Source organism: Cytophaga aurantiaca DSM 3654, from assembly GCF_000379725.1.
GTDB classification, from domain to species: domain Bacteria; phylum Bacteroidota; class Bacteroidia; order Cytophagales; family Cytophagaceae; genus Cytophaga; species Cytophaga aurantiaca.
This window is the reverse complement of sequence record NZ_KB903665.1, coordinates 84259-109420: the sequence shown is the minus strand read 5'-3', so window position 1 is coordinate 109420 and position 25162 is coordinate 84259. Positions and strand designations below refer to the sequence as shown.

Sequence of the window (25162 nt, the reverse complement as noted above, 5' to 3'; positions counted from 1 at the left end):
TTTACAATCAATTATGTCAAAGGGAGAATCGAACATTGCGATCGTTGGGGCATTTACCGCCAATTTGTTAATTGCTGTTATCAAATTTATTGCAGCAGGTATTACAGGAAGTTCAGCCATGTTATCCGAAGGGATTCACTCCTTAGTGGATACAGGTAACACCGGATTACTTTTATTCGGCGATTATAGAAGTAAAAAACAAGCCACACCCAGCCATCCCTTTGGTTACGGCCGCGAGCTGTACTTTTGGAGTCTTGTTGTAGCCATCTCCCTGTTTGCAGTCGGTGGTGGTATGTCTATTTACGAAGGTATTCTGCACATTCAGAATCCGGAGGAGATGGAAGATCCTTTTTGGAATTATATTGTGATTACACTTGCATTTGTATTAAGCGGTGGATCGTTATTTGTAGCGGTTAAAAAATTCGTTGAAGACAATCCAGGAAAATCTTTTTTAAGAGCCATTAAAGAAAGTAAAGATCCCGGCACATTCAGTATCCTGTTTGAAGATGCTGCAGATATCTTGGGCTTGGTTGTTGCCTTCTTGGGCGTTTACTTGGGCCATACACTTAACAATCCATATATTGATGGCGCAGCTTCTATAATTATTGGTTTAATATTATGCAGTTTATCCTTAATGCTTGCTTATGAAACCAAAAGTTTATTGATTGGTGAAAGTGCAGATCAGGCAATGATTGATAAAATTGTTTTAGTTGTGAAAGAAAACCCTGCTGTTATAAATGTTAGAAGTCCATTAACAATGCACTTCGGACCTAAGGATATTTTATTGGCACTAGATATTCAGTTTGATGACAAGTTACAAATGAATGAAGTTGCAAATACAATAGATCACATTGAAAAAGACATACGCTTTAAATTTCCGGAAGTTAAGCGCATTTATATTGAAATCAAAAACATTACGTATTTCTCAGACTCCATCCACAAACCTGTTTAACAAAGGCTGACAGAAAATAAAAAGGTCGTTGCGACCCGATCCCGATGGCTATCGGGATCGGGTCGCAACGACCTTTTTATTTATCTATCTGAAAAGATATTACCCCTTCAATATACGCAGCTTATCATTTAGTTTTTTCAACTCTACTTCTGCTTCCGTGATTTTCGCTGTGATCTGTTCTTTTAATGCAGATGCTTTTGGTGAATTCGCAAAGAAAGCCATGTTGTTATTATATTGTTCTATTTCAGCTTTTATCGCTCCGGCCTTTTTCTGTAAATCTTTTACAAGCGTTTCCACTTGCTTTGTTCCGCCTTGTTTTACTTCAATTTTTAATTGAAGTTTTTCTTTTGCTTCAGCATCAAGCGGCATCTTTTCAATGATTGCTAATAAAGCTGAGCGGAATTTTTCCTGGATAGTTTTTTTATGATCCATCGGTACATAGCCAAACTCTTCCCACTTTTGTACGTGGCTCAATAAACTCTCTTCTGTTTCTGCAATGCTCGCCTTCAGCTTCGCCTCAAGTTCAACTAAGTATGCTTCTTTGGCTTTTAAATTATCAAGTAAAGCTGTTTCAGCCTGTACTTTAAGATCACGCTGCTGTTGAAAGAATGAATCACATGCATTCTTGAAACGAACATAAATACTGTCCTTATATTTGATCGGTACCTGTCCGACTTTAGCCCACTCCTTTTGTAATTGAATCAACGCTTTAGATGTAGCTGCAAAATCATCGCTATCTTTCAATGCTTCTGCTTTCTCGCATAGCAACGCTTTCTTATCGTAATTCTCCTGGCGTTTTGCATCCAGCTTTTTGAAGAAGGCATTTTTATTTGAAAAGAATTTTTTACCAAGTGCCCAGAAATCTTTTGACAATTCTTTTAGTTTATCTTCCGGTACTTGTCCGATCTTTTTCCATTCTTCCTGAATGGCTAAAACAACCGTTGTTTTCTCTTTCCATTCATCAATTTTTTCAGAAACAAAATCCTGATGTTCTTTAAGCTTTTCAATCAAGGATACTTTCAGAGCATAATTTGCTTCTTTGATTTTAGTAAGCTCTTCAAGAAAAGTCTGACGTTTTGCATGCAATGCATCACTTGCTGCTTTCAGCTTCGTCCAGATCGGCTCATGTTCTTCTTTAGGAACAGGACCAATGTGTCTGAATTCATCCTGCAGCTTCCGCAGTTCATTAAATGCTGTCTGAACATTTGGATGTGCTAATAACTGTTCAACCTTCGTTACAATCTCTTGCTTTAAGCTTAGATTTTTTCTTCGGTCTAATTCTTTTAATTCAAAATATACACTGCGGTTGTTGTAAAAAATGTCCGTCAATGCCTGATAATTTGCCCACAATTCTTTCGCATCTGCAAGCGGTACCTGACCTGTAGACTTCCATGTTTCCTGCAGTTTTTTAAATGACTGAAACGAATCTGCACTTTCATCGGATGCAATGATGGCACGCATCTGTTCAAGCAATTGCTTTTTAATTTCCAGGTTTTTAATTTTTTGTTTTTCTAAGCCTGAAAAGAACGTAGAAATCTTTTCTTTCGCTGAAGTGTATGCAGCTTCAAATGCGGTTGAGATTTCATCTTTACGGTATTTGAAATCTTCTGCTAAACTTCCATCTTCAATGAATTTAACAAGTGCAGTATGTTCTTCTGCTTCGTGAAGATGATCGAATTGCTGGCGGATATTTTTAAGAATAGAATTTCCTTCCTGAAAATTATTTTCAAGTTTAAGTTCTTTCAAAAAATTCAATAGTTCCTCTTTAGAATACTGACTAAAGTCTTCCTTGTGCACCTCTTCATGGCTAGCCAACTCTACTGAATCTTGAATTTCGTTATTCAATTCTTCTGAAACACTCATCACGCTTTGTATTAAATGATATTTGGTAATAGTTAATTTAATCTTGGATCGATTGGATAATTCGATAACACTTTATAATTGCCTCCCATATTACGCAATAGGTTTTGCCACATGGACTCCGGATTTTTAACAAACATATCTTCTGAATTAATATCTGTTATGATCCAGGAAGCTTTCTCTAATTCACCTTCTAATTGATCTTCACTCCAACCCGAATATCCTAAAAAAAAACGACAGTTTTCTATATCAAGGACACCTTCTTTTATTAATAATTTTAAATGATCAAAATCACCTCCCCAATACAAATCATCTTTAATATGAACCGCATCTTTCAGTGTTGCCGTGTCCTGTCTCAATAAAAAGAATAAGGAGTCCTGCGCCACAGGTCCGCCTAAATACAAATCCTGTTCAAAAGAGAGTTTTTCTTCAAGTACTGCATTCACCGTTAGCGTTGTAGCCTTGTTCAACATAAATCCGAAAGCTCCGCTGTCGTTATGCTCACAAAGCAATACCACACTTCTCTCAAAAGTAGCGTCTCCTAAGAAAGGTTCTGAAATCAATATTTTCCCTTTGGTTAACAAATCTTTTATCTTTTTATTCTTGATTCAATATCGAAAAAATTGGCAATGATAAAAATAAGTAGGACTATTTATTCTACGGTTCATTTAATTTCAAAATAAAATATTATTATATTCATATTTAGCTTTTAAACCAGTCAGGATCAAGAACCGTTCTATCAATTATATAGTTTTTTTAATTATCGTTTCGTTAACTTTAGTGGCATATTGTACAAAAAGATTGTATGATTATGCTCCGCGTCCATATATCCTGGAATTAAGAGAATATATTTAGATTATGAAAACCAATTTAGCAGACATTCGAAAAGACTATTCGAGCAGAAATCTGGATACCAAAGATGTACTTTCCTCTCCGATCGAACAGTTCTCTCTGTGGTTAAATCAGGCTATTGAAGCCGGTGCGCTAGAAGCTACGGCGATGAATCTTGCAACGGTACATACGACAGGAAAACCAACTTCACGTATCGTTTTATTAAAAGGAATTGAACATGCGGAGTTTGTGTTTTATACAAACTATCACAGCCATAAAGGGGAAGATATTGCACATCAATCTTTAGCAGCATTAAATTTTTTCTGGCCTGAATTGGAACGTCAGGTGCGTATTGAAGGATCTATTGTTAAAGTTTCTGCAGAAGAATCGGATGCATATTTTGCAAGCCGTCCGTATGGAAGTAAGATTGGTGCATGGGTTTCGGATCAAAGCAAAGAAATTGCTAGCCGGGAAGAATTAGAAAAAAAGGTTTCATTTTATCAAAACAAATATCCCGAAGGTAGCACTGTGCCAAGGCCTGCACATTGGGGCGGATATACATTAAAGCCCAACTATTTTGAGTTTTGGCAAGGCCGCCCAAGCCGTCTGCACGACCGCATTGTATATGATCTGGAAGGTGATATCAGATGGAATGTGTATAGGATCTGCCCGTGATGGCAAATTCCAAATAACAAAAAACAAATCCCAAACGAACTCAGGTATCGTTTGGGATTTGTTTTTAAGATAGTACTAAGTAGTACTAAAGATCTATAGTGCTAATGATATATAGACCCGTTTGGTATTTTTACTCTGTTGTAGTTTGGGATTTGTTTTTTGTTATTTGGAATTTTATGCTAGCTACAACAGATGAAATAGATCTTCAACCCCCACTTGCTTTTCTTTCGTAAACCCTTCGCCATACTCAACACCTATGGAGTGTCCAAGCTCTCGGGATCTAGATTCAATGGATTGCAAAAATGACTTACCTGAAATATAGGTTTGTGGTTCGTTGTTATTTGTAGCTTCTGAACTGTAGAATTGAGACTTGAATGCAAGTATACATTCCAGTTTTTTATCCCAATACCCACTGATATCTACAACAAAATCCGGTTGAATAAATCTATCCTGAATGTAATGGTAAACGTTCTTCGGACGCCATGCCTGTTGTGCTTTACCATCGATAGTAGTTTCTATTTTAATTAACCCGGATAAGAAACACGCACGCGAAGCAAGCTCTGATCCCTTACCGTGATCCGGATGTCTGTCGTCGATTGCATTGCATAAAACAATTTCAGGCTGATACAATCGGATGTATTCAATCAACTTCAAACAATGTTCTTTATCTGATTCAAAAAAACCATCTGCAAAACCTGCATTTGCACGAGCATGTAAACCTAATAGCTTCGTAGCAGCAGCAGATTCCTCTGCACGGATCTCTGCAGTTCCGCGGGTACCCAGTTCACCTTTTGTAAGATCAACAATGGCAACCTTACGACCCAGCTGAATGTGTTTCAGGATTGTGCCTGAACACGCCAGCTCAGCATCGTCGGGATGTGCTGCAAATACCAATATATCTACTTTGTTGCTCATACTTATCGGATGCGAAGTCTTCTGCCGGCTTTTAGAATCGTACGTGTTGTAATGCCGTTCAGCCTGCAAATCTGACTAACGGAAACACCGTATCTTTTACTGATAGAACTTAACGTCTGACCAGACTTAACTGTATGATAGAATACCTGACGATATGTTTTTGCATACGCATAATGTTCGGGCATTAAAGAGAAATGTGATGAACGTAATGTATGATTTGGAAAATCATACATATACACCGGATTGATAGCATTACCTGCATAACGTACTTCAAAATGTAAATGCGGTCCGCTGCTTCGTCCTGTGTTTCCGCCCAATCCAATTACTTCACCTGCTTTAACCGTCTGTCCAACCTTAACATCCTGTCTGCTTAAGTGTGCATACAGTGTCTCAAAACCATTGTAATGACGAATCAATACATAATATCCATATCCCGCCGAATTATATTGTACAAGACGCACAATGCCATCGAAACAAGCCATAACTGGGTCTCCAACTTCCAGATCCAGATCGATGCCATAATGCCAACGAGCACCGCGCATACCGAAACCTGAATTTGTTTTGCTGTAACTTAAAGGCATAGACCAGTAATGGCCCTGTGTAGAATCATACAATACCATGGAGATGGTATCTTTAAAAGATGTAGGATCTATCTTATATGGATTGATGGAACGGGTATCCCAAACTGCATAATACTGGGCAATGGTAATCCAGGCCGAATCGATCTGCTGCTGTTCTTCCACTTCAACAATAGCAAATTCTTCTTCACCGACTTCTTCCCCTTCCTGCCAAGACGATGTATCTTCGTCAACTATAGACCAATCCTTTTCAGCATCAAAACTATAGTTCGATTGTAAACCACCGGCAACTGTATCAACGATCTCGTCTGTAAACAGCGTCTCGTCTATATTGGGTGTTTGGTACTCAACTGCCGGAGCCTGAGTTTTATCAAAATCTTTATCTCCTTTTTTTGGGCCTTGTGCCTTTACAGTAAAGAAAACACCAAAAAAGACGATAAATAAAGCAATTCGCATGTTGTATCGGTTACGCTGTTACAGCTTCTTTCGCTGCTAAATATCTTTCTGCATCAAGAGCAGCCATACAGCCTGTACCTGCTGCTGTTACTGCCTGACGGTATACATGATCCTGAGCATCGCCGCAAGCAAACACTCCTTCTATGTTCGTTTTAGATGTACCCGGTATGGTTTTAATATACCCGTTCTCATCCATATCGATCCATCCCTTGAAGATGTCTGTATTTGGTTTATGTCCGATCGCAACAAAAAATCCTGTAACCGGAATGTCACGTACCTCGCCTGTTGCATTGTTCTTAACACGCATTCCTTCCACATCTTCTTTACCTAGGATCTCCTGCGTTTCAGTACTGAATAATACTTCAATGTTTGGTGTATTTAATACACGCTGCTGCATAATAACAGATGCTGCCACGAATTTATCTTTACGCACCAGCATATATACTTTCTTACATAATTTAGATAAGTAGCTAGCTTCTTCACAGGCAGTATCACCTGCACCTACAATTGCTACTTCCTGTCCACGGAAAAAGAATCCATCACACACGGCACATGCAGAAACACCGCGACCGTTTAAACGTGATTCAGATTCAATCCCAAGCCATTTCGCTGCTGCACCAGTAGATATAATAATCGTATCTGCTTCGATCACTTCTTTTTCATCTACCGTTACTTTATGCACCGGTCCTGTAAAGTCAACAGAACTGATGGTACCGTAACGGATGTCTGCGCCAAAACGCTCTGCTTGTTTTTTGAAATGTTCCATCATCTCCGGTCCCATAACACCGTCGGGGTATCCCGGGAAATTCTCAACATCATTGGTGATCATTAATTGACCGCCCGGCTGAGCACCTTGATACATAACAGGTTTTAAACCTGCACGAGAAGCATATATAGCTGCAGTATATCCTGCAGGACCTGAACCAATAATTAAACAATGTACTTTTTCCACTGACATAAGCGCTTATAATAATAGATTTCTCAATTTCGTGAATTTTAGCTTTTTAAGCAAAACATAAAGCAGTTGAGTATGGTTCTGTGGAAAAAAGAATTTTACTGCCCCTCGTTTACAGGCAAATACGAATTCTAAACAATTATTCTGTAAGAGTGCCTGTATCTTTTAAGATGGTAGCGGATTATGTAATAAAAAACGCTTATGAAAACTGTATCGTATATCGTGCTATTTTTAATTACAGGTTTCTATTCCTGTACAAAAGAAGTCATTGCTCCGATTGAATCTTTTTCGGCTGATAAACTGATGAAAATATCTGTATCGGCAAGCAGAGCAAATGCACTGGATTCCTGGATGCTCGAAATTGAATTGACACATGACGGTACAAACAGTAAGGTATTTCAGGAATTTTATGCAGATGATGTTTCTAAGCAAAATGTTTCCTTCCAATGGAAGTCTAATCGAAAGTGTTTAATTCAATTGACACAAAGGGATGGTGTGGTGATAAGTGTGCCGATAGAGGTGCACGAATAAATCTCTTCTGCATCTAAATATGTTTATTAATTTTATAGCATTTACATAGTAAAAAAGCTACTTTAAAATAGTATTTTTACCTGTCTATAATCTTTTTCAACTCATTTAAAATCAAGGAATGAAAACCTTCTCATTTAGAAATCAGCTGTGCTTTTTGTTTTTCTTCGTTTATACACTTACCTCTTCCGGGCAAACAGTTTCAGTAACAGGCTCTCTTAATAGCGGACGTCAATATCATTGTTCAGAAATACTTTCCAATGGTAATGTGCTAATATTTGGTGGACATAATGATGTTGCTGCAAACAACATCATTTATTCTTCTTCAGAAATATATAACCCTTCAACACAAACATGGGCCTACAGTGGCAATATGAATGTGCCACGCCTTAATTGTACTTCTGTTTTATTGAATAATGGGAATGTACTGGTTATGGGTGGGTGGAATTATCATGATGGATTTAGTAGCTGTGAAATATATGATGCAGCTACCGGCACATGGAAATTTGCAGGCAGCATGCATCAGGAAAGATTTCTTCATGCATCTATAAAATTAAGAGATGGAAGAGTTCTTGTAGTGGGTGGTGGTGACTCCAAAGTGGAACTATACGATCCGGAAACAGATACATGGAGAAACACCGGAGAAACAAAAGTAACACATGGCTTTTATATGGCCATGACGCTTATGGATGATGGCAAAGTATTAGCTATTGGTGGAGATGACGCTCCTACAAGCGCCGAAATTTATGATCCCGCTACCGAACAATGGACACTTTTAACTGCAACCACAAAATTCGATCGTTCATCTCATACAATAACCCGTTTAAATAATGGAAAGTTTTTGATTGTTGGTACAGGAGGTGTTACAACAGAAGAAGAACTGAGTAGTGAAATATATGACCCCATTGCAAATACATTTACACAAACAGGAAATCTTTTGAATAATGTTGTTGAAGCCAGAACGATTCGACTTGATAATGGGAACGTGCTGCTTTACAATGCTGGTGATTATTTTAATCCATTAGATTCAAAGTGTATTCAGATTTACAATGCTTCTTCGGGTATCTGGGAATCAAAAGTCTATAATTTTTTAGGAGCATTCAACGCAACTATTAATATGCTCAACAACGGAAAAGTACTTTTAACAGGCGGGTCATTGACACTTGGAAGTGGCGCTTCATCCAAATGCCTTCTTGTCTCACAGGATGCATTTGCTGGCTGTACTGCCCCCAACATTTCGTTGGAAGTAAAAGGAAATCCAGGCTGTAATGGCAGTGCAGCAAGCGTTACAATGCCTGTTACTGAAAACATGGTTAGCTATGAAGCCTATATCGGCAACCAGCCTTCCGGCAATATATATGTGGGTAATGGTACTGCTCTTTCATTGACAATTCCCACGACTGTTCTATCAACAGGTATTCATGTTATAAAAGTAAAGGCAGTAAAAGCTGGTTGTGCTGCTTATTACTTAACAGATACCGCTATTGTAAATATTCGTATACCTGCTATTGCAACGCCTGTAATTGTTGCCAACGGCCCTACAACAATGTGTACACTTACACGTGGAACCGTTCAGTTATCAGCGCCTGCAGGCATGGCTGCGTATGAATGGTCAAACGGATTAACTACGCAAACAATCACCATGAGTGCAGACGGTATAGTTAAAGTACGTGTTAAAGATAGTCCCACTGGTTGTTTTACCAGGTATTCTGAGCCCGTTAAAGTTGCGTATGTGCTGCCCATCCTAAATGCTGGGCCTGACGAAGGCGTATGTAACAGCAAAGCACCCTATATGCTATCAGGTTTTTCACCTGCCGGTGGAGTATGGACAGGTACTGGCGTACGTGCAGATGGAATGTTTGATCCCTCATTGGTTGGATCAGGTAACGTAGTTCTGACATACACATTCTGCAATTTTACAGACACAAAAAATGTGTATGTAATACCTACTCCAAAGGTGCCTGATTTTACATTAAAGGCTGATAAAGATACCGTATGTTTTACACAAGTAACCTTTCTGAATGTAGTAAATCCGGTGCTTTACCCAGCAACCGGTACCAGTTATGAATTCAGCAGCAACAATGTATTGTTATATACCGCACAATACTATTCCTATTCCAATACAGCTTACAGAACCCCCTATTCAGATCGGAATAAAACCTACACAGTTAAAGGAGTTCAAAAAAACAGTTGTGGTGCCGATTCAGTAACAAAAACCTATACCATATACCCTGCTGTAGACTTAAGCCTTTCTGTAGGAACAAAAACTCCGCTTATATGCCGCAATGAAACAGCTCTTATATATGTTGTAAATTCCCAAAAAAGTGTTTCGTACCAGTTATTAAGCGGCAGCAACTTTGTAGGAAATTTGATCAAAGGAAACGGCGATACATTATTTTTATCTACCGGATCGTTAAAGACTTCAGGAAGATATGCTGTAGTAGGTACAACGAGTTCGTGTGGCGGAACGCTTATTCAAACTGTTGACATTACTGTTCCCGGACCTAAAGCAAACTTTACAGTAGAATCATATAATGTTGAGACCGGAAATCCGATTAATATTTTACTCAATCCATCTAACCCGGCTGGTACACTATACAACTGGACGTTTGGAACAGGATCTGAAAAAACAAGTTCAAATGCAAAGAACCCGCTTCCTGTAACATACAATACAACAGGCAGCCGCATATTCAAACTCACGGTAACAGACAAAGATAACTGTGTAGATTCTGTGTCTAAACAAGTGCACGTTATTGCTCCTGTGAATGCTGCAGACTGTTCGTATTCTGTTTCAGCTGGTAGTGAAGCAGCACCAAGCAAACCGGCTGCTGTAACAACCGACAACGACGATAATATATTTCAGGTATTTGAAACGCTAACCAATGGAATGTATAATTACAGCCAGAGAGGCGATAGTATCTATTCACAATATGAAGATATTGAAAAGTGTAATTACATACAGCCATTGAATAAATACAATGCAAAAGGAACACTTCAATGGTCAACCACCATACGACACAATCAATATGACGGAATTCGCAGCAACAATCTGTTAACAGATGCTGCCGGAAACGTATATTATGCGTTTTTTATACGTACCAAAGACAGCATTCGTGCCTATTCCACAGATGGCACCTACATCAGCTTCATGCCGAACTACGGTGTATACAACATCTCAAGTGTTGTAATTATAAAATACAACAAAAACGGTATTGTTCAATGGCAAAACAGCTACTATGAAAGCGTTCAATCTCAAATTGCACTCACATTAAACAAACAATCGGAGCTATATGTAACAAGCGCTAGCGAGCTATATAAATTTAATGCGGCAGGAAGCTTCACATGGAAAAAAGACATTGGCTACGCAGATATTAAAGCAGATTCCGAAGACAATATTGTAGGAATACATTCAGATGCATTTGTACTGGAAAAATTTGATGGACAAGGAAATATTCTATATTCCAGAGCATGGGACTATGCAGATAATATCAACGCGCAATACATAGAATTGGATGAACAAAACAACGTTTATATTACAGGTCAATTTAATATTCGCATGGATTTTAAAAATGAAGCCTTAATAAATGCATATTATAATGCCACTTATACAACCAATGATTATTTTTTCTGCAAAATTAACGCACACAATCAGGATGAATGGATCAAACGTATTAATATAAGTGGAACTCCTTTCTTAAAAGGAATGGATTATAAAAACGGTCAATTAATATTTGTCGGACAAACAGATCCAAATGAAGCAAAATTAAGATATAATTATAAAGGCATTGATTCTTCTTACAAGGATATGTTTTCAGGTTTTTATAAAGAAATTTTTGCAGACTCCATCATCATTACAAATAGCGGAAATTTTATTTGCCTGACAGATACCAGTGCTGACGGAGTTGTTAAAATGGAAAAAGCACAAGACAATGCATCCTGGCCAACTGAGTATTACTCAGGTTTCGGAGGAATGAATTATAATCTCATTTGTTTGAACAAAAATAATAAAATAATATATGCGGACGGAAATGCTGCATCTCCAATATTCGGACAATCAATTGTGAAGCAATCCGCACTCCCCGAATCAACGGTGCCAAACAGTTCTGTATTATATGTCTCATCAATCAATTGTCTACTGCCTGCAAAAGCACCGGTGTCGGCCTTTACCATTCCCTGGAGTGCATGTGCAAATAAGAATGTAACCTTTTTCGACATCTCCGGTGACTACCCTGATTCATGGCTATGGACCTTTGAAGGAGGTACTCCCGCAACATCAACGCTCCGTAACCCTGTAGTAACATTTAATGTTGCAGGTACATACAACATAAGCCTGACAGCGTCAAATGCGACAGGAAGCGGTTCAACATTTTCCAAACAAATAGCCATTGACCCAACACTTGATCTCAACATTTATTCAGATACCGTCTGCGCAGGAGGTACGATATTGGTTCATGCAACTGGTGCCGCAAGCTACCAATGGCCTGCCTATACAGGCACATACAGAGGCGATGTGTATTCATTTGACCAGGTTATAAAAGGAAATCAGTTCGATGTGAAAGGCTTTAGTGAAAGCGGCGGATGTTACATTACAAAAAAATACAGTATTCCTGTAAATCCCATTCCGGATGTATCTATATCAAAAAAACACATAAACGTGTGTAAAACCGGAATTACGGATTTACCTGCCGCTACTCCTCCCGGAGGTATATATTATGGTGCAGGCGTAGTCAACAATAAATTTGATGGCTCCTACGTAAGCTATGGATTTGAATATGGATATGATTTTCTCATTCAGTACAAGTATACCGATGAACACGGCTGTATAAACTACGATTATATGAGCGCAACACTTGTTCAGGCCCCGCCCGTATATTTCTATTCGGATATCAATACAATTTGCAAAGGTCAGTCACTCAATCGTCCGCTCGCAACACCACTGGGTGGTAGCTTTTCCGGTGACGGCACATCAAATGGAGCCTTTAATTATGTAGCTCTGGATGCCGGACAGTACAGCATCACTTACACCTACGAAAGCAATGGTTGTGTGGCAAAAAGCTATACAATCATAACAGTACAGGAATGTGTAACAACAGATGTAGATGCCGCTGCTGAATCTGCAGCAAATTTCTACCCGAATCCGTGTACGGGATTTTTCAATATCACAAACACAAAAGTATCATCCGGAATGTGTAAAATAATATTGTACAATGTTGCCGGACAGCGTGTGCAGGAAAGCACGGTACAAGCACAATCTACGATGCGCATAGACGTATCTGCACTTCCTCCCGGATTGTATCATTTTGTACTTCAGTCAGAAGACCAGACAGTGATTGAAAATAATATCATTGTTCGTTAAAACAGCCAGCTTGATACAAGTACAAATAAAAAAAGAACGTTGTCGATGGACAACGTTCTTTTTTTATTTGTACTGTTCACTGACTACTGTCCACTTATTTTAACGTCCCGAACAAGCGATCCCAGACCTTGGTATAAAAACCATAATTGTGGTCTTCGTTCTGATGATGATCTACATGAAAGCCTGTATTGGCGAGCCATTGAAACACTACATTATTTTTTACCACCTCCGGTACAATTTCTTTGCGAAGATGTCCGATGATCCCCATAGCTACATTAAATACCAGATACAGCATCACAGCGTAGATAGAGAAGTTCATCACAAACAATAAGAACAGCCACAGCATGCCGAATCCCATCACCTCCACCGGATGCAATACAAACAGTGAAATAGCAGTGGGTGTATCATACACATGATGCAGATCGTGAAAGCGGTATACAAAGCTTAGTTTGTGTATGGCCCAATGAAACACATACATCAGAAAATCCATGGCAAGAATCAACACAATAAAATCAACGAAGATTTCCAAGGGATTAACAGATAAATGGAAAACTACATATCCATTTTTAAAAAGCAGATAGCCGGCAAGTGTTATAAGTGTATTAAAGAAAACGGTGGAACAAGCCCAGTAAATCTCTTCTACTGTGATCAATCGTCTGATCTGCATCAACAACCCATCACAGGCAAAGCCAATCAAAACAGCTGCTGCTGCTATGAATGCATTTTCAATTAAAAATAATGCGAATAGTTGAAACAGGTTTAATGTATTCAAATATTCCAGAAATGCTTGCATGCGAAGATTACTTTTGTGCAAAGCTACGAAATCAAATGGAGAATTGATGAAAAAGCCCTCTTTGGTACAATCAAAGAAGGCTTTCGTGTTGTAGCAGATATTTATTATCTCTATGTATACCCCTATTATTGTTTTACCGGTCTGGTATCTTCAGATTTATAAATTTTGGCTTTTACCTTATGTAATTCGATTTGTTGCGTTTTACTTCGTAAGGAAATTATAAATGCTGTTTTAGCATCATTCAATTCAAAAACCAATTCAACATCTTGTTCTCTATTAGCTTTATAAATTTGTTTAAACGCATCAAAAATTTCTACTTCATCAAAAAAAACATCTACGCCGTATTTTCTTCCATCTGATGCATACCAATTAAAAAGCATATAAGAAGGCAATGCTCTTTGTTTATAGTTACCAAAATCCGGATGTTCTTTATAATTTTTTTCCTTTTCACCGTTAAACAATGTCATCCATTCAATTGCCAACTCATATCCTTCAGGCAAAACTAAAACAGGACACCAGCTATATTTTTCTCTATACATATCCCATAATCCAAAAGGAATTGGACCTTTATCAATTCCCCTATTTGTCAAAACAAAATCCACATAATCATCTTCAAACATATCATAATTACTATCAGATACATTTACGTTATTAATAATTGTTTCCTTTCCTTGAAATCGTGCCACTTCTGTTTCAACTTGCCCGCCAACAAGCCAAACTACAACGACTCCTCCAGGTGCTAAACCTATAAGAATATCTTTATAGGTGTCTTTTTGTTTGATATCGTATTCATAAAACCCTGCTTCAAAAAGCTCAATTATTTTTTCTCTAGGTAATTGAAATTTCCCTGTATAAAATTTATTTTCCCGAAAAGAGAGCCAGGTGATCAACAAACTATCCGGTATTGCTTTTGTATCCGGACCAACTACTACCATACCGCTTTCTGTTCCCCAACCTTCATTTGCCACTCCCCATAAACCAAAGCTTGCCGAATAATCGTTTTCGGTAAGTCCTTTTAGTTCTCCTCTATATATACGCATTGGATAATTTGTAGGGGCTGAAACACTATGTGTCCAATCGAATTTTTTATTTTCAGATTTATTTTTCATTTCGTTTGTTTGACAAGAGCTTAATAAGCTGTTTATAATAAATAAGAATAAAATTGTTGTTTGTTTCATATTTTTTAATTCGGATAATGAACGCGTTTTCGTTTTCCATCTTTCATATTGGGTTCCATACCAAATCCTTTATAATTAGCGGACCAGTGAAAATATTCGTTTCGAAGTTGTAGCAACTCGTAATGTTCTTGTTGTTCACGTAAATAATCCGCATAACGCTGATCGGGGATTTTAGAGTCTTTATATTGCTGGCTTAATACATACAAATTTTTAAGTTCTATAGGAGGTCCATTTTTAAATACATAGTTGTGTAGTCGTTCTTTAATTTTTATTAATAACTCATCGGTTACTTTTTTGTTTGTTTCCGCATCAAGTTTCTTTAGAGAATACCTTTTTTCTAATTCCCCTTGATCAAAAGGTAAACTTTTTTTATGGTTTATCGCAAATTCACACATAAAATGTAAGGGGATAAAACTGTAGGTATTATATAATTTACGAGTTCCCTTCAACCAATTGGTTTTCGTATTATGTTTTATAATTTCTAATTGTTCACGCTTATACCAGCCTTCCGCGATCAACCGGTTGCGCTCCTTTTCTAATTCTTCAGTACCAAATGCTTCATAATCTATCTGCTTGACTATTTCTACATCTCCATCAATGTATGCGCCACCCACATCACAATGCACACCCGGAAGCGATTTCTCAATTGCTATTTTCTTTTTAGGATCTGAATTATATTCTACCGGTGTAGTTTTGATTTTTGTCAATGCAAAATTTACACGATGTTCATCTTCTGCTGTGAAATGAATAATTTTATCGGCATGATAAATGGATTCCAAATGCAACTCTTCCACATCATTTGTAAAATCATAAGTTGCAGCATTACCTAATGTTCCACTTCCTTCGTGATAAGAAGAAACAGTATCAAAAATACCAAGAAAACGTATCCTTATATTTTTTACTATGTAACCATTTTGTTGAAATAACAGGCCTAAGTGTCCATGCATAGGCATCAAATCCAATTGAGTAACATTACCAAAACTGTCCTTTTTTTCATACCGTCCTTGAGAGTATCGTCCTCCTTGTATATATCGCTGAGTCGGTTTATAAGCTGTCTTCGTTACCTCATAAGTAAAATTACGGCTGGCAGTCGCTCCTCGACTAAACCCAAATACATCAAAAGTCAGTGTATTGATTTTACCTTTAGGAGCAAGTTTTTGAGTCTTTTCAAATATTTTTTCACACCCTTTTTTTACTTTACCTCTTACACCTGTTTCTCCTGCTCCAAATGCATAGCCGTTGGTATTATCATCTTTTAAATCTTCCGTGCCGATACCTTCTATGTAAACACTATTTGTTTTATTATAAAAGTCCCACAACCTTGCAACATTTGAATAAGAATTATAATAGCTATTGCTTTTGTCCTTACTATATTTTTTAAATGTCTCTGTATTGGCCTCCCGTTGTTCGGTATTAGTTTTATTATTCAGAGTACCGTCAAAAAATGCTCCCAGTGTAATATCTATATATTCTTCAACATCGTGTTCTATTTCTGTTGGAGCATCATAAGCAAACGTATTTCGCTGTCCGCTATCTGTTACTTTAATATCTACTCCACCATAAGTACATGTATTTGTACTTTTAAGTAATAACGGTGATTGATTCTGAACTTTAAAACTGCCCGTGCTTTTCCATTCTCCTGTTTGAATCACTGCTGCACAAGGAGAAGCTGCATTAGGACTTTTCATACATGTCCCCATAAATAGCAGATTCGGTTTATCTTTGTCTTTTGCTGTTGCAATAGGCATTCCTTGTAAGCTTGGCGTATTGTATGTAACCATCAATGTACCTAATGGATTTGTACATAAGGTACACTGAATCTTAGCTCCGTTAATTACTAATTTCTGATCTTCTTTAGCCTTCGCTTGTTTTTTACTTTCTGAAGTTTCTTCTTCAAGTTTAGCCATATTATCTTTTTCCTCGTCACTGGCTCCATCACCCGCTGCTGATGGCTTAGCTGGTAATAGACTTTGTGGAGAGAAAAAAAATGCAGCTATAGTTGAAATAATTGTTTTAAACCAACCCATTTTGCTGAATAGTTAAATATTAATGAATCATTTTCTATTTTCTTTTTGCATATATCAAGAGCTCCATCTAAAAAAATAGCAGTACCGCTATATGTTATTCCTTCATTAGATGTGATATTTTCATTTATAGAAATCGTAACTAATTGTTGTGTGGATGTTTCCTGAATGGAATACTGAATGGATTCCTCGAATTGTTTGTTACCAAATTCTTCACCATACATTTGTTCTATTATAATTTTTTCTTCTGAAAATACATCTGTCCAATATCCATTGAAAAATAAACCATACATATTAGGCAGCGCCAAATAACATAAGACTGCATCATAGCTATCTAATAATAAATCCATTTTTTGAATCAAATTCCATTTTTCAATATCTGTGTCATCATACTCTGTCAAGAGATTCATTTTTATGACTGTCCATTCTTCTTTTATATATGGGTAATTGTATATTTTCTGAAGTTTTCCATAAGAATCAGCACCTAAAACAAGTAATCTGAAAACAGTATGTAGTTTCTTTACAAGACTTGCTGTTGAATCAGCTTTCCTTTCTAATTTATAATCTGTTTCAATACAACCTAATTGATATTTATGAAGCCCATCTATTATTCCCACATAACATATGCGAACTTTTCGGTTCATTGTATAGATAGACCACACACCTCTCGGAAGTAATTCTTCTATTGAAGATGTAAATAAAATAAGTTGATCAAAGCCTGCATTCACATGCTTAACTTTTTTCTCTACATGATTTGAAATCATCATCAGCCTTTGTTTACTAATGCATCCGATTTACCATGCAAGGTTGCTAAAGCAGAACTTTTAATTAATACATCACCACCGCTTGCATCCATAGTTATTGAAGATGTAGAAAGATCAAAATCACCACCAATTGTAGCTTGCTTATCTTGCTTTACATTTTCAGTTGTTTCATTTGAATTAATTTCATGATTTTCAGTAATATTCAATGTATGATTCGCACCAATAGTCGTTTTCATATCTTTTCCTATTTCGATTGTCATGTTATCATCAATATTCATCACCAGATTCTTCGCATTGAACGTCATGGTTTCAGGAGCGGTGATGGTAATGTTTTTGCCGGCGGTATCTACAAAAATCATGTTGCCGTTTTTATCTTTAATGGTAATGCTTTCGCCGTTACTCGTATCATTAAATTCCAGTATATGTCCGCTGCGGGTTTGGATGGATTTGATGGTATTGTCGGCCTGACCGCCGGCTGCCGTTGTTCCGTGGAATAAACTACCCAATACAAATGGTCTGTTTGGATCATTATAACGAAATGCAATCAATACCTGATCACCAACTTCAGGTATGAATACCTGTCCGCGGTTTTTACTTACTTCTCCTGTCCCGCCAGCATCGGGCGTCATCACTCTGATCCAGTCAGTCTTTTGGTCGGTGTTCTGCTGCCACAACATTTGTACACGTACTCTGCCGAAGCTTTGTGGATCGTTATTGTCGGTTACCAATGCCATCTGCGTTTGTGCAACAGGTTTGGATACTGAAAAAGGAATTACTTCATTCGATGAAGGAATGGCTTCAAAGGTATTTGTGTAACTTCCTGTACCTGTTAAAAAATGTGAGACCTTCGTTACAAGATATTCTCCATGATCTTCATAACCTACACCTGCCTTTTTTGATAATTTGATCGTTACAAAATTACCTAATGCAACTTTGGGACTATCTCCGCTTGCAGTTAACAGCATGGTAGATGCGGCAATTTTTCTTTTTTGTAACTTAACATATGCATCCAACTCGCTTTTATCATTTATGCGGATAACAGCAGGCTGCTTTACAGGTTTTGCATACAATTCGGCTGAACGGTTTAAGGCAGTCTTTGTAAGGCTTGATGCTCCTTCAATATCGGATGGCAAGCTGGATATTAATACTTCATCGTCAACCGATTTGTAGCTGTATTTTTCTGCATGTACAGGCAATACCTGCATCGCATAATTCATAGAAGAAAGATTACTTCCATAAACCAATTCAATATTTTTTTGTTTGCTGGGTCTTCCAAAACACAGGTCCTTTCCATCATAGAAAAACCATTCGCCATATTCTGCAGACAAACGATTCAAAAAATCAAAACCACTTTCTCCGTATTGACACATATAGGCAATGGTATCGCTATAGTATGGATTATTTTTAAGATTTAGCTTTGCTGTAGTTGTGTAATCAATGCAGTAGTTCACAATATCACTCAGGGTCATTTGTTCATACGATATGTATGTAGCACCTGCATCGAGTAAACAGGTTGTGCTCTTGCCTTTTAAAACCAGCTTCCCCCAGGCTCCTTCCTGTTGCTGCAAGCTTACTTCCGTAACGATTCCCTGGAAAGAATTATCATCGGTATTGCGTTCACCAAAACCTATATACAGATCTCTTCCAACATAATCCTGATAGTCATACAAGTCGTGTGAAGCAAGCTTTCCTAGTGTATCCTGATCGAGTACAAGTTCAAAAGTATGATGTGCATTAAACGATTGATGAATGGTAATGGAATTGCAGTGATGGACAGACTTTCCGTCAAGAACAATTTCAAAAATAATTTCTTTAGACATAGCTGGTAAATAATTAACAATGGATTTAAAAAGTAACTAAAAATGAAAACAACAACTTCCTGCTTGAGTAATCCCCTCGCTCTAATTAAACAAAACAATAAATCACAGTATTGAATTTTATTGTAAAACCTCTGCTTAATTACAGCTTATTTACTCAACCAGTAAATTTTTAATATACATCTAAAACTCAATCGAACAAAGGACCAATAAATTAGCTTACAGTAAATTACTATAAACAATTCATATTATTTAGATGATAAATAATATACAATATATAGGCGAAAAACCACTTTACACAATTATTCAATATTTGTTATCATATGTTAAAATACAACACAAAAAATGAAATTCGTTTCCATGTTTGCCTATAAATAAAAACACCCCGATCCCGATAGCTATCGGGACTGGGGTGTTTTTGTTTTGTATAAGAGTATAAAGAATATTAACCTAAATACGGTTTCAATGCTTTGCTTCTTGAGGTATGTCTTAAACGACGTATTGCTTTTTCTTTAATCTGACGAACACGTTCTCTTGTAAGGTTGAACTTCTCACCGATCTCTTCAAGAGTCATAGAGTGTTCTCCATTCAAGCCAAAGTAAAGAGAGATAACATCTGCCTCACGTTGTGTCAACGTTGACAAGGCACGCTGTACTTCTCTTCTTAATGAATCATTCATCAAACCTGAATCCGGAGATGATTCACTGCTGTTCTCCAATACATCCAGTAAACTGTTTTCTTCACCTTGTACAAAAGGTGCATCCATAGATACGTGACGACCGGAAATCTTAAGTGTATCCACAACCTCTGCAGTAGAAACTTCCAATACTTCAGCAAGCTCATCCGGTGATGGCTCTCTTTCGAATTTCTGTTCTAACTCAGAGAATGTTTTTGAGATCTTATTTAACGAACCTACTCTGTTCAATGGCAAACGTACAATACGAGATTGTTCGGCCAATGCCTGAAGAATAGACTGACGGATCCACCATACAGCGTATGAGATGAATTTAAAACCACGTGTTTCATCAAAACGCTGTGCAGCCTTGATCAAACCTAAGTTTCCTTCATTAATTAAATCCCCAAGAGATAAGCCTTGGTTCTGATATTGTTTTGCTACTGAAACGACAAATCGTAAGTTCGCTTTTGTTAATTTTTCTAATGCAAGCTGATCCCCGTCGCGAATACGCTTGGCTAAGTCTACTTCTTCATCAGGAGTAAGCAAATCTACTTTACCAATTTCCTGTAAGTACTTATCAAGAGATTGACTCTCTCTGTTGGTAATCTGTTTACTGATCTTTAGCTGTCTCATCGGCTTTCTTTAAACACCTTACTATTAAACGTAAAACAGTGTCTGATAGTTTCTTTAAAGTAAATAACTGATTAATTATGAATTTGGCGTTGCTTGTTGTTCCGGCTTAGGTATTAATACCTTACGCGATAAGCGGTATTTACCGGTTTTTTTGTCAACTTCTACCAATTTAACTTTAACAGTTTCTCCTACTTCCAGAACACCATCCATTGTATCCAAACGTTCCCATTTGATTTCAGAGATGTGTAACAATCCATCTTTTCCTGGCAAGAACTCGACAAATGCACCAAATGCTGTGATTGATTTCACTTTGCCTTCGTATACTTCACCTACCTCTGGTAATGTTACAATTCCTTTTATTTGAGCTAAAGCACTATCCAAAGCAGTTTTGTCTTTAGAGAAAATACTTACCCAACCGGCATTGTCTTTCTCTTCGATGTTAATTGTTGCTCCGGAAGTTTTTTGCATTTCCTGAATGATCTTACCGCCTGGCCCGATAACAGCACCAATCAATTCTTTTGGTATCTGAATCATGATCATACGCGGTGTATGTGGTTTCAACTCTGCATTTGGCTGAGCAATAGTCTTCTTCATCTCATTGAGAATGTGAAGTCTACCCCTGTTTGCCTGCTGCAATGCTTGAGATAAGATATCGTAAGACAAACCGTCTACTTTAATATCCATCTGGCAAGCTGTAATACCTTTTTCAGTACCTGTAACTTTAAAATCCATATCTCCCAAGTGATCTTCATCTCCTAAGATATCGGATAATACAGCCCAACGACCTGTTTTTGTATCTGTGATCAACCCCATTGCAATACCTGAAACAGGTGCAGAGATCTTAATACCTGCATCCATCAAAGCCAATGTACCTGCACAAACTGTTGCCATTGAAGACGAACCGTTTGATTCAAGAATATCCGATACAATACGAACTGTATATGGATTCTCAACTTCAGGAGGCATTACTTTTTTAATTGCACGGTATGCTAAGTTACCATGTCCAACCTCACGACGTCCAGGACCTCTGTTTGGTTTTACTTCACCTGTAGAAAAACCAGGGAAGTTGTAATGTAACATCAACTTGTTATTACCTGAGAACATCGCACTGTCGATCATTTGTTCGTCCTGACGCGTTCCTAAAGTAACTGTAGTTAATGATTGTGTTTCACCACGTGTAAAGATTGCTGAACCGTGAGCAGAAGGTAAATAACCAACTTCAGACCAGATCGGACGGATCTGCTCAAGGCTTCTGCCATCTAAACGCTTGCGTTCATCAAGGATTAAGTTTCTTACCGCATCCTTCTCAACATCATGATAATATTTAGAGATCAACCCTAAATCTTCAGTATGTCCTTCCGGTAGCGCTTCGATATATGCTTTCTTAACAGCTTTAAAGCCTTCAGCACGTTCGTTTTTATTTGCGTTGCCTAATTTAGCAACTTCATAAACTTGCTGATATACTGTATCGCTGATCTTTTTCTTCAAGTCCCAGTCATTAACTTCATGACTGTATGTGCGTTTTTCCGTTTTACCTGCAGTAACTTCAAGTTCTTTCAGAACAGTACACTGAACGCGGATTGCATCGTGCGCAACTTTGATCGCATTCAACATCAACTCTTCAGAAACTTCATTCATCTCACCTTCTACCATGATAACGTTATCATACGAAGCGGCAACGATCAATTCAAGTTCTGCTTTTTCAATTTGAGCAGGTGTTGGATTTACGATGAATGTTCCGTTTAATGAAATTACACGAACTTCAGAAACCGGACCGTTGAATGGAATATCTGAAACAGACATTGCAGCCTGAGCAGCAAGACAAGCAAGTGCATCAGGTAATACTTCAGCATCTGCTGAGATCAATGTTATTGCAACTTGTGTATCTGCGTGGAAGTCCTCCGGGAATAAAGGTCTCATTGCACGATCCACTAAACGAGAGATCAATATTTCGTAATCAGATAATCTGCTTTCTCTTTTCAAGAAACCACCTGGTATCTTTCCGTTAGAAGCAAATTTCTCTTGGTAATCAACTGACAAAGGCATGAAGTCAACGCCCGGTTTTGCTTCTTTCGCAGCAACAACGGTAGCTAAGATCATCGCGTTTCCTAATTTAACAACAGCAGACCCATCCGCTTGTTTTGCAAGCTTGCCTGTTTCGATTTGGATTTCTCGACCGTCAGGTAAAGTAATAGTTTTGTTTATGATTGTTAATCCAGGATATGACATATTTCTATGATAGTATTAAATCTAAAAAGAATTTTACGTATGTATGTAAACTAACAGAGGGAATTCGTAGGAATCCCCTCTGTTAGAGTATATTTTTTATAATCAAAGATTATTTTCTCAAATTCAATTGAGCAATAATTGCTCTGTAACGAGAAATTTCAGTTTTCTGAAGGTAGTTTAACAATCTTCTTCTTTTACCAACCAATTTCATCAAACCTAATTGAGTTGAAAAGTCTTTTTTGTTAACTTTCAAATGCTCGGTTAAATGAGCGATACGGTGAGAAAATAAAGCAATTTGAGATTCAGGTGATCCTGTATCAGTTGTACTTTTAGCAGTACCGTTGTTTTTGAAGATTTCTTTTTTGATTTCGCTTGTAAGATACATTGTAGCTGTATTTATTATTCTTATTTTCTATTTATACATTCTTATACTTTGCAAATATAACACTAATCAACTTTTTAAACAAATAGCCGTGGAAAAATTATTTCTTGCCTGGAAGCATTTTTTTCACTTTATCGAAGAAAATGAGATAAAAGTCGCTTTCTAGTATTCTGGAGTCATTTTTAGCCTGTCTCATAAAGAATAACCCAATACAAAAGAGAATGCCGTTACCAAACCACATGGCGAAATTTGCCGGATATACCCCTTCTTTTGTCCATTTTTCTCCGGTAATGCTAAATACATAATAAAAGATGAAAAATATGATGCATATAAGTACAGGTACACCCAGTCCACCTTTTTTTATAATTGCCCCCAATGGAGCACCAATCAAAAACAATACAAAGCAGGCTACAGCCTGTGTGTATTTTTGATATTTGGTGACCTCAAACTCATGAATCTCCTTTTGCATATTTTTATCCCGATCCACATTGCTTTGCAGATATGATTTGATCGAACGTGCCTGATTTGCTGCACGCTTGGCAACTTCTTTTGCTGAAGCTTCTTTCAACAAGGCTGCTTTTGTTACAGTAACGCCCGCTGTTTTAGCAACATCCCTGCTTGTGTCTTTGGGATTTACATTTACATAATAATAAAATGGCTGCAGCATACCACTGGTATGCATATTAACCTGTATATAACTTGTATGAATGGAATCAATATGATCACTAAGCTCGCCGGTGTTTTTCATTTGCCGGCTGCCTGTAAACAATTCTTCTTTCGTTCGACTCAAATCAAAAGAGGCAAGATCAAAAACGATCTGTGTCTTATCAAATGAATTTCTCATAAACTCTTCCGGCATCATATAGCCTCTGCCGCCACTGCCTTCGGACTTGAATTCGCTGTAACTGTTTCCTTTAAACAGCTCTAAAGCCAGATACTGTTTATTGTTGAATAAATACATAGCACCTGAATCTGCAATAATAATATCCGTATTGCCTCTGCCCTGTGTATGATCGTATATGATCACTCCTTTTATAGAAGTATCGTTATCAAACTTTTGTACCACCTTAATGCTGTATCCCGGAATACCGTTGTAAAATACACCGGGTTTTAGATCGAGAGATGGTTTTTTCTGTCGCAGATCATAAAGCAAACTGAAGGCTTTCAGATTGGCTTTGGGTACTACATAATTATTAAAGAAGAACAAACCTACCGTACAGCCCAACACCCATACAGCAATCGGAACCATCACACGCAGCAACGAAATACCGGAAGATTTCACCGCAGTCAATTCATTGAATTGCCCCAGGTTTCCGAAGGTCATTAAAGACGAAAGCAAGATAGCAAGCGGCAAAGCCACAGGTAGGATATTCATACTGAAATACATCATCAGTTCGGCATAGTCTAAATAACTTAGACCTTTACCTACCAATTCATCGATGTACTTTAAAATGGTTTGCATTAAAAAAATAAACGTTACAACGAATACCGTTAAGATAAACGGACCGAAGAATGCCTTTAATACAAGTATGTCTAATCGTTTTAGAAGTCTCATGATGT

General features: G+C 37.5%; 18 protein-coding genes. 4 read left to right on the top strand and 14 right to left on the bottom strand.

Going from position 1 to position 25162, the window contains the following annotated elements:
* Nucleotides 1–13 precede the first annotated feature (13 nt).
* On the top strand, nucleotides 14–952 hold the full coding sequence (locus A3EE_RS0118595) for a cation diffusion facilitator family transporter (RefSeq protein ID WP_018344954.1): 939 nt from the start codon (nucleotides 14–16) through the stop codon (nucleotides 950–952).
* 99 nt (nucleotides 953–1051) lie between these two features.
* Here A3EE_RS0118595 and A3EE_RS0118590 read toward each other — a convergent pair whose 3' ends face one another.
* Together A3EE_RS0118590 and A3EE_RS0118585 are read right to left on the bottom strand one after the other, a co-directional pair.
* Nucleotides 1052–2815: a DUF349 domain-containing protein gene (locus A3EE_RS0118590; protein WP_018344953.1), complete on the bottom strand. Its 1764-nt coding sequence runs from the start codon at nucleotides 2813–2815 to the stop codon at nucleotides 1052–1054.
* A 32-nt stretch (nucleotides 2816–2847) separates the two neighbouring features.
* Nucleotides 2848–3396: a YqgE/AlgH family protein gene (locus tag A3EE_RS0118585; RefSeq protein ID WP_018344952.1), complete on the bottom strand. Its 549-nt coding sequence runs from the start codon at nucleotides 3394–3396 to the stop codon at nucleotides 2848–2850.
* A gap of 274 nt (nucleotides 3397–3670) precedes the next feature.
* Between A3EE_RS0118585 and pdxH the strand changes: the two genes are divergently transcribed.
* The gene (gene pdxH / locus A3EE_RS0118580) at nucleotides 3671–4318 is read left to right on the top strand and encodes a pyridoxamine 5'-phosphate oxidase (RefSeq protein ID WP_018344951.1); all 648 of its coding nucleotides are present in this window, start codon (nucleotides 3671–3673) and stop codon (nucleotides 4316–4318) included.
* 183 nt (nucleotides 4319–4501) lie between these two features.
* Here pdxH and bshB1 read toward each other — a convergent pair whose 3' ends face one another.
* Genes bshB1 through trxB form a run of 3 tightly spaced genes read right to left on the bottom strand, consistent with a single transcriptional unit; the run spans nucleotide 4502 to nucleotide 7225 of the window.
* A complete protein-coding gene (gene bshB1, locus A3EE_RS0118575; RefSeq protein WP_018344950.1) occupies nucleotides 4502–5233 on the bottom strand; it encodes a bacillithiol biosynthesis deacetylase BshB1 in 732 nt (243 codons plus the stop codon).
* 2 nt (nucleotides 5234–5235) lie between these two features.
* On the bottom strand, nucleotides 5236–6267 hold the full coding sequence (locus A3EE_RS0118570; RefSeq protein ID WP_018344949.1) for a M23 family metallopeptidase: 1032 nt from the start codon (nucleotides 6265–6267) through the stop codon (nucleotides 5236–5238).
* Between the two features lie 10 nt (nucleotides 6268–6277).
* A complete protein-coding gene (trxB, locus tag A3EE_RS0118565) occupies nucleotides 6278–7225 on the bottom strand; it encodes a thioredoxin-disulfide reductase (protein WP_018344948.1) in 948 nt (315 codons plus the stop codon).
* Between the two features lie 198 nt (nucleotides 7226–7423).
* On the opposite strand from trxB, the gene A3EE_RS0118560 reads away from it, so the two are divergent.
* Both A3EE_RS0118560 and A3EE_RS21540 read left to right on the top strand, forming a co-directional pair.
* Nucleotides 7424–7753, top strand: a complete 330-nt coding sequence (locus A3EE_RS0118560) for a hypothetical protein (RefSeq protein WP_018344947.1) — start codon at nucleotides 7424–7426, stop codon at nucleotides 7751–7753.
* Nucleotides 7754–7871: 118 nt separating this feature from the next.
* Nucleotides 7872–13106, top strand: a complete 5235-nt coding sequence (locus A3EE_RS21540) for a T9SS type A sorting domain-containing protein (RefSeq protein ID WP_018344946.1) — start codon at nucleotides 7872–7874, stop codon at nucleotides 13104–13106.
* Between the two features lie 94 nt (nucleotides 13107–13200).
* On the opposite strand, the gene A3EE_RS0118550 is transcribed toward A3EE_RS21540, so the two are convergent.
* The 9 genes from A3EE_RS0118550 to A3EE_RS0118505 form a co-directional block, all read right to left on the bottom strand.
* Nucleotides 13201–13899, bottom strand: coding sequence for a sterol desaturase family protein (locus A3EE_RS0118550; RefSeq protein ID WP_018344945.1), 699 nt, complete (start codon nucleotides 13897–13899; stop codon nucleotides 13201–13203).
* A gap of 125 nt (nucleotides 13900–14024) precedes the next feature.
* A complete protein-coding gene (locus tag A3EE_RS0118540; RefSeq protein WP_018344943.1) occupies nucleotides 14025–15077 on the bottom strand; it encodes a DUF2931 family protein in 1053 nt (350 codons plus the stop codon).
* 5 nt (nucleotides 15078–15082) lie between these two features.
* Nucleotides 15083–17104 carry a PAAR-like protein gene (locus A3EE_RS0118535; protein ID WP_018344942.1) on the bottom strand — a complete coding sequence of 674 codons (2022 nt, stop codon included), beginning with the start codon at nucleotides 17102–17104 and terminating at the stop codon, nucleotides 15083–15085.
* Complete coding sequence (locus A3EE_RS0118530; RefSeq protein WP_018344941.1) at nucleotides 17071–17868, bottom strand: hypothetical protein; 798 nt, start codon at nucleotides 17866–17868, stop codon at nucleotides 17071–17073. The genes A3EE_RS0118535 and A3EE_RS0118530 overlap by 34 nt, the downstream gene beginning before the upstream one ends.
* On the bottom strand, nucleotides 17868–19685 hold the full coding sequence (locus tag A3EE_RS0118525) for a type VI secretion system Vgr family protein (protein WP_018344940.1): 1818 nt from the start codon (nucleotides 19683–19685) through the stop codon (nucleotides 17868–17870). Before A3EE_RS0118525 ends, A3EE_RS0118530 begins: the two co-directional genes overlap by 1 nt.
* Nucleotides 19686–20127: 442 nt before the next feature.
* Nucleotides 20128–20991 (bottom strand): sigma-70 family RNA polymerase sigma factor, encoded by an 864-nt coding sequence (locus A3EE_RS0118520; RefSeq protein ID WP_018344939.1) that lies wholly within the window; start codon nucleotides 20989–20991, stop codon nucleotides 20128–20130.
* A gap of 75 nt (nucleotides 20992–21066) precedes the next feature.
* On the bottom strand, nucleotides 21067–23220 hold the full coding sequence (gene pnp, locus A3EE_RS0118515) for a polyribonucleotide nucleotidyltransferase (protein WP_018344938.1): 2154 nt from the start codon (nucleotides 23218–23220) through the stop codon (nucleotides 21067–21069).
* Nucleotides 23221–23329: 109 nt separating this feature from the next.
* Nucleotides 23330–23605, bottom strand: coding sequence for a 30S ribosomal protein S15 (rpsO, locus tag A3EE_RS0118510; protein ID WP_018344937.1), 276 nt, complete (start codon nucleotides 23603–23605; stop codon nucleotides 23330–23332).
* Between the two features lie 97 nt (nucleotides 23606–23702).
* A complete protein-coding gene (locus tag A3EE_RS0118505) occupies nucleotides 23703–25157 on the bottom strand; it encodes an LptF/LptG family permease (protein WP_018344936.1) in 1455 nt (484 codons plus the stop codon).
* Between the last annotated feature and the right edge of the window lie 5 nt (nucleotides 25158–25162).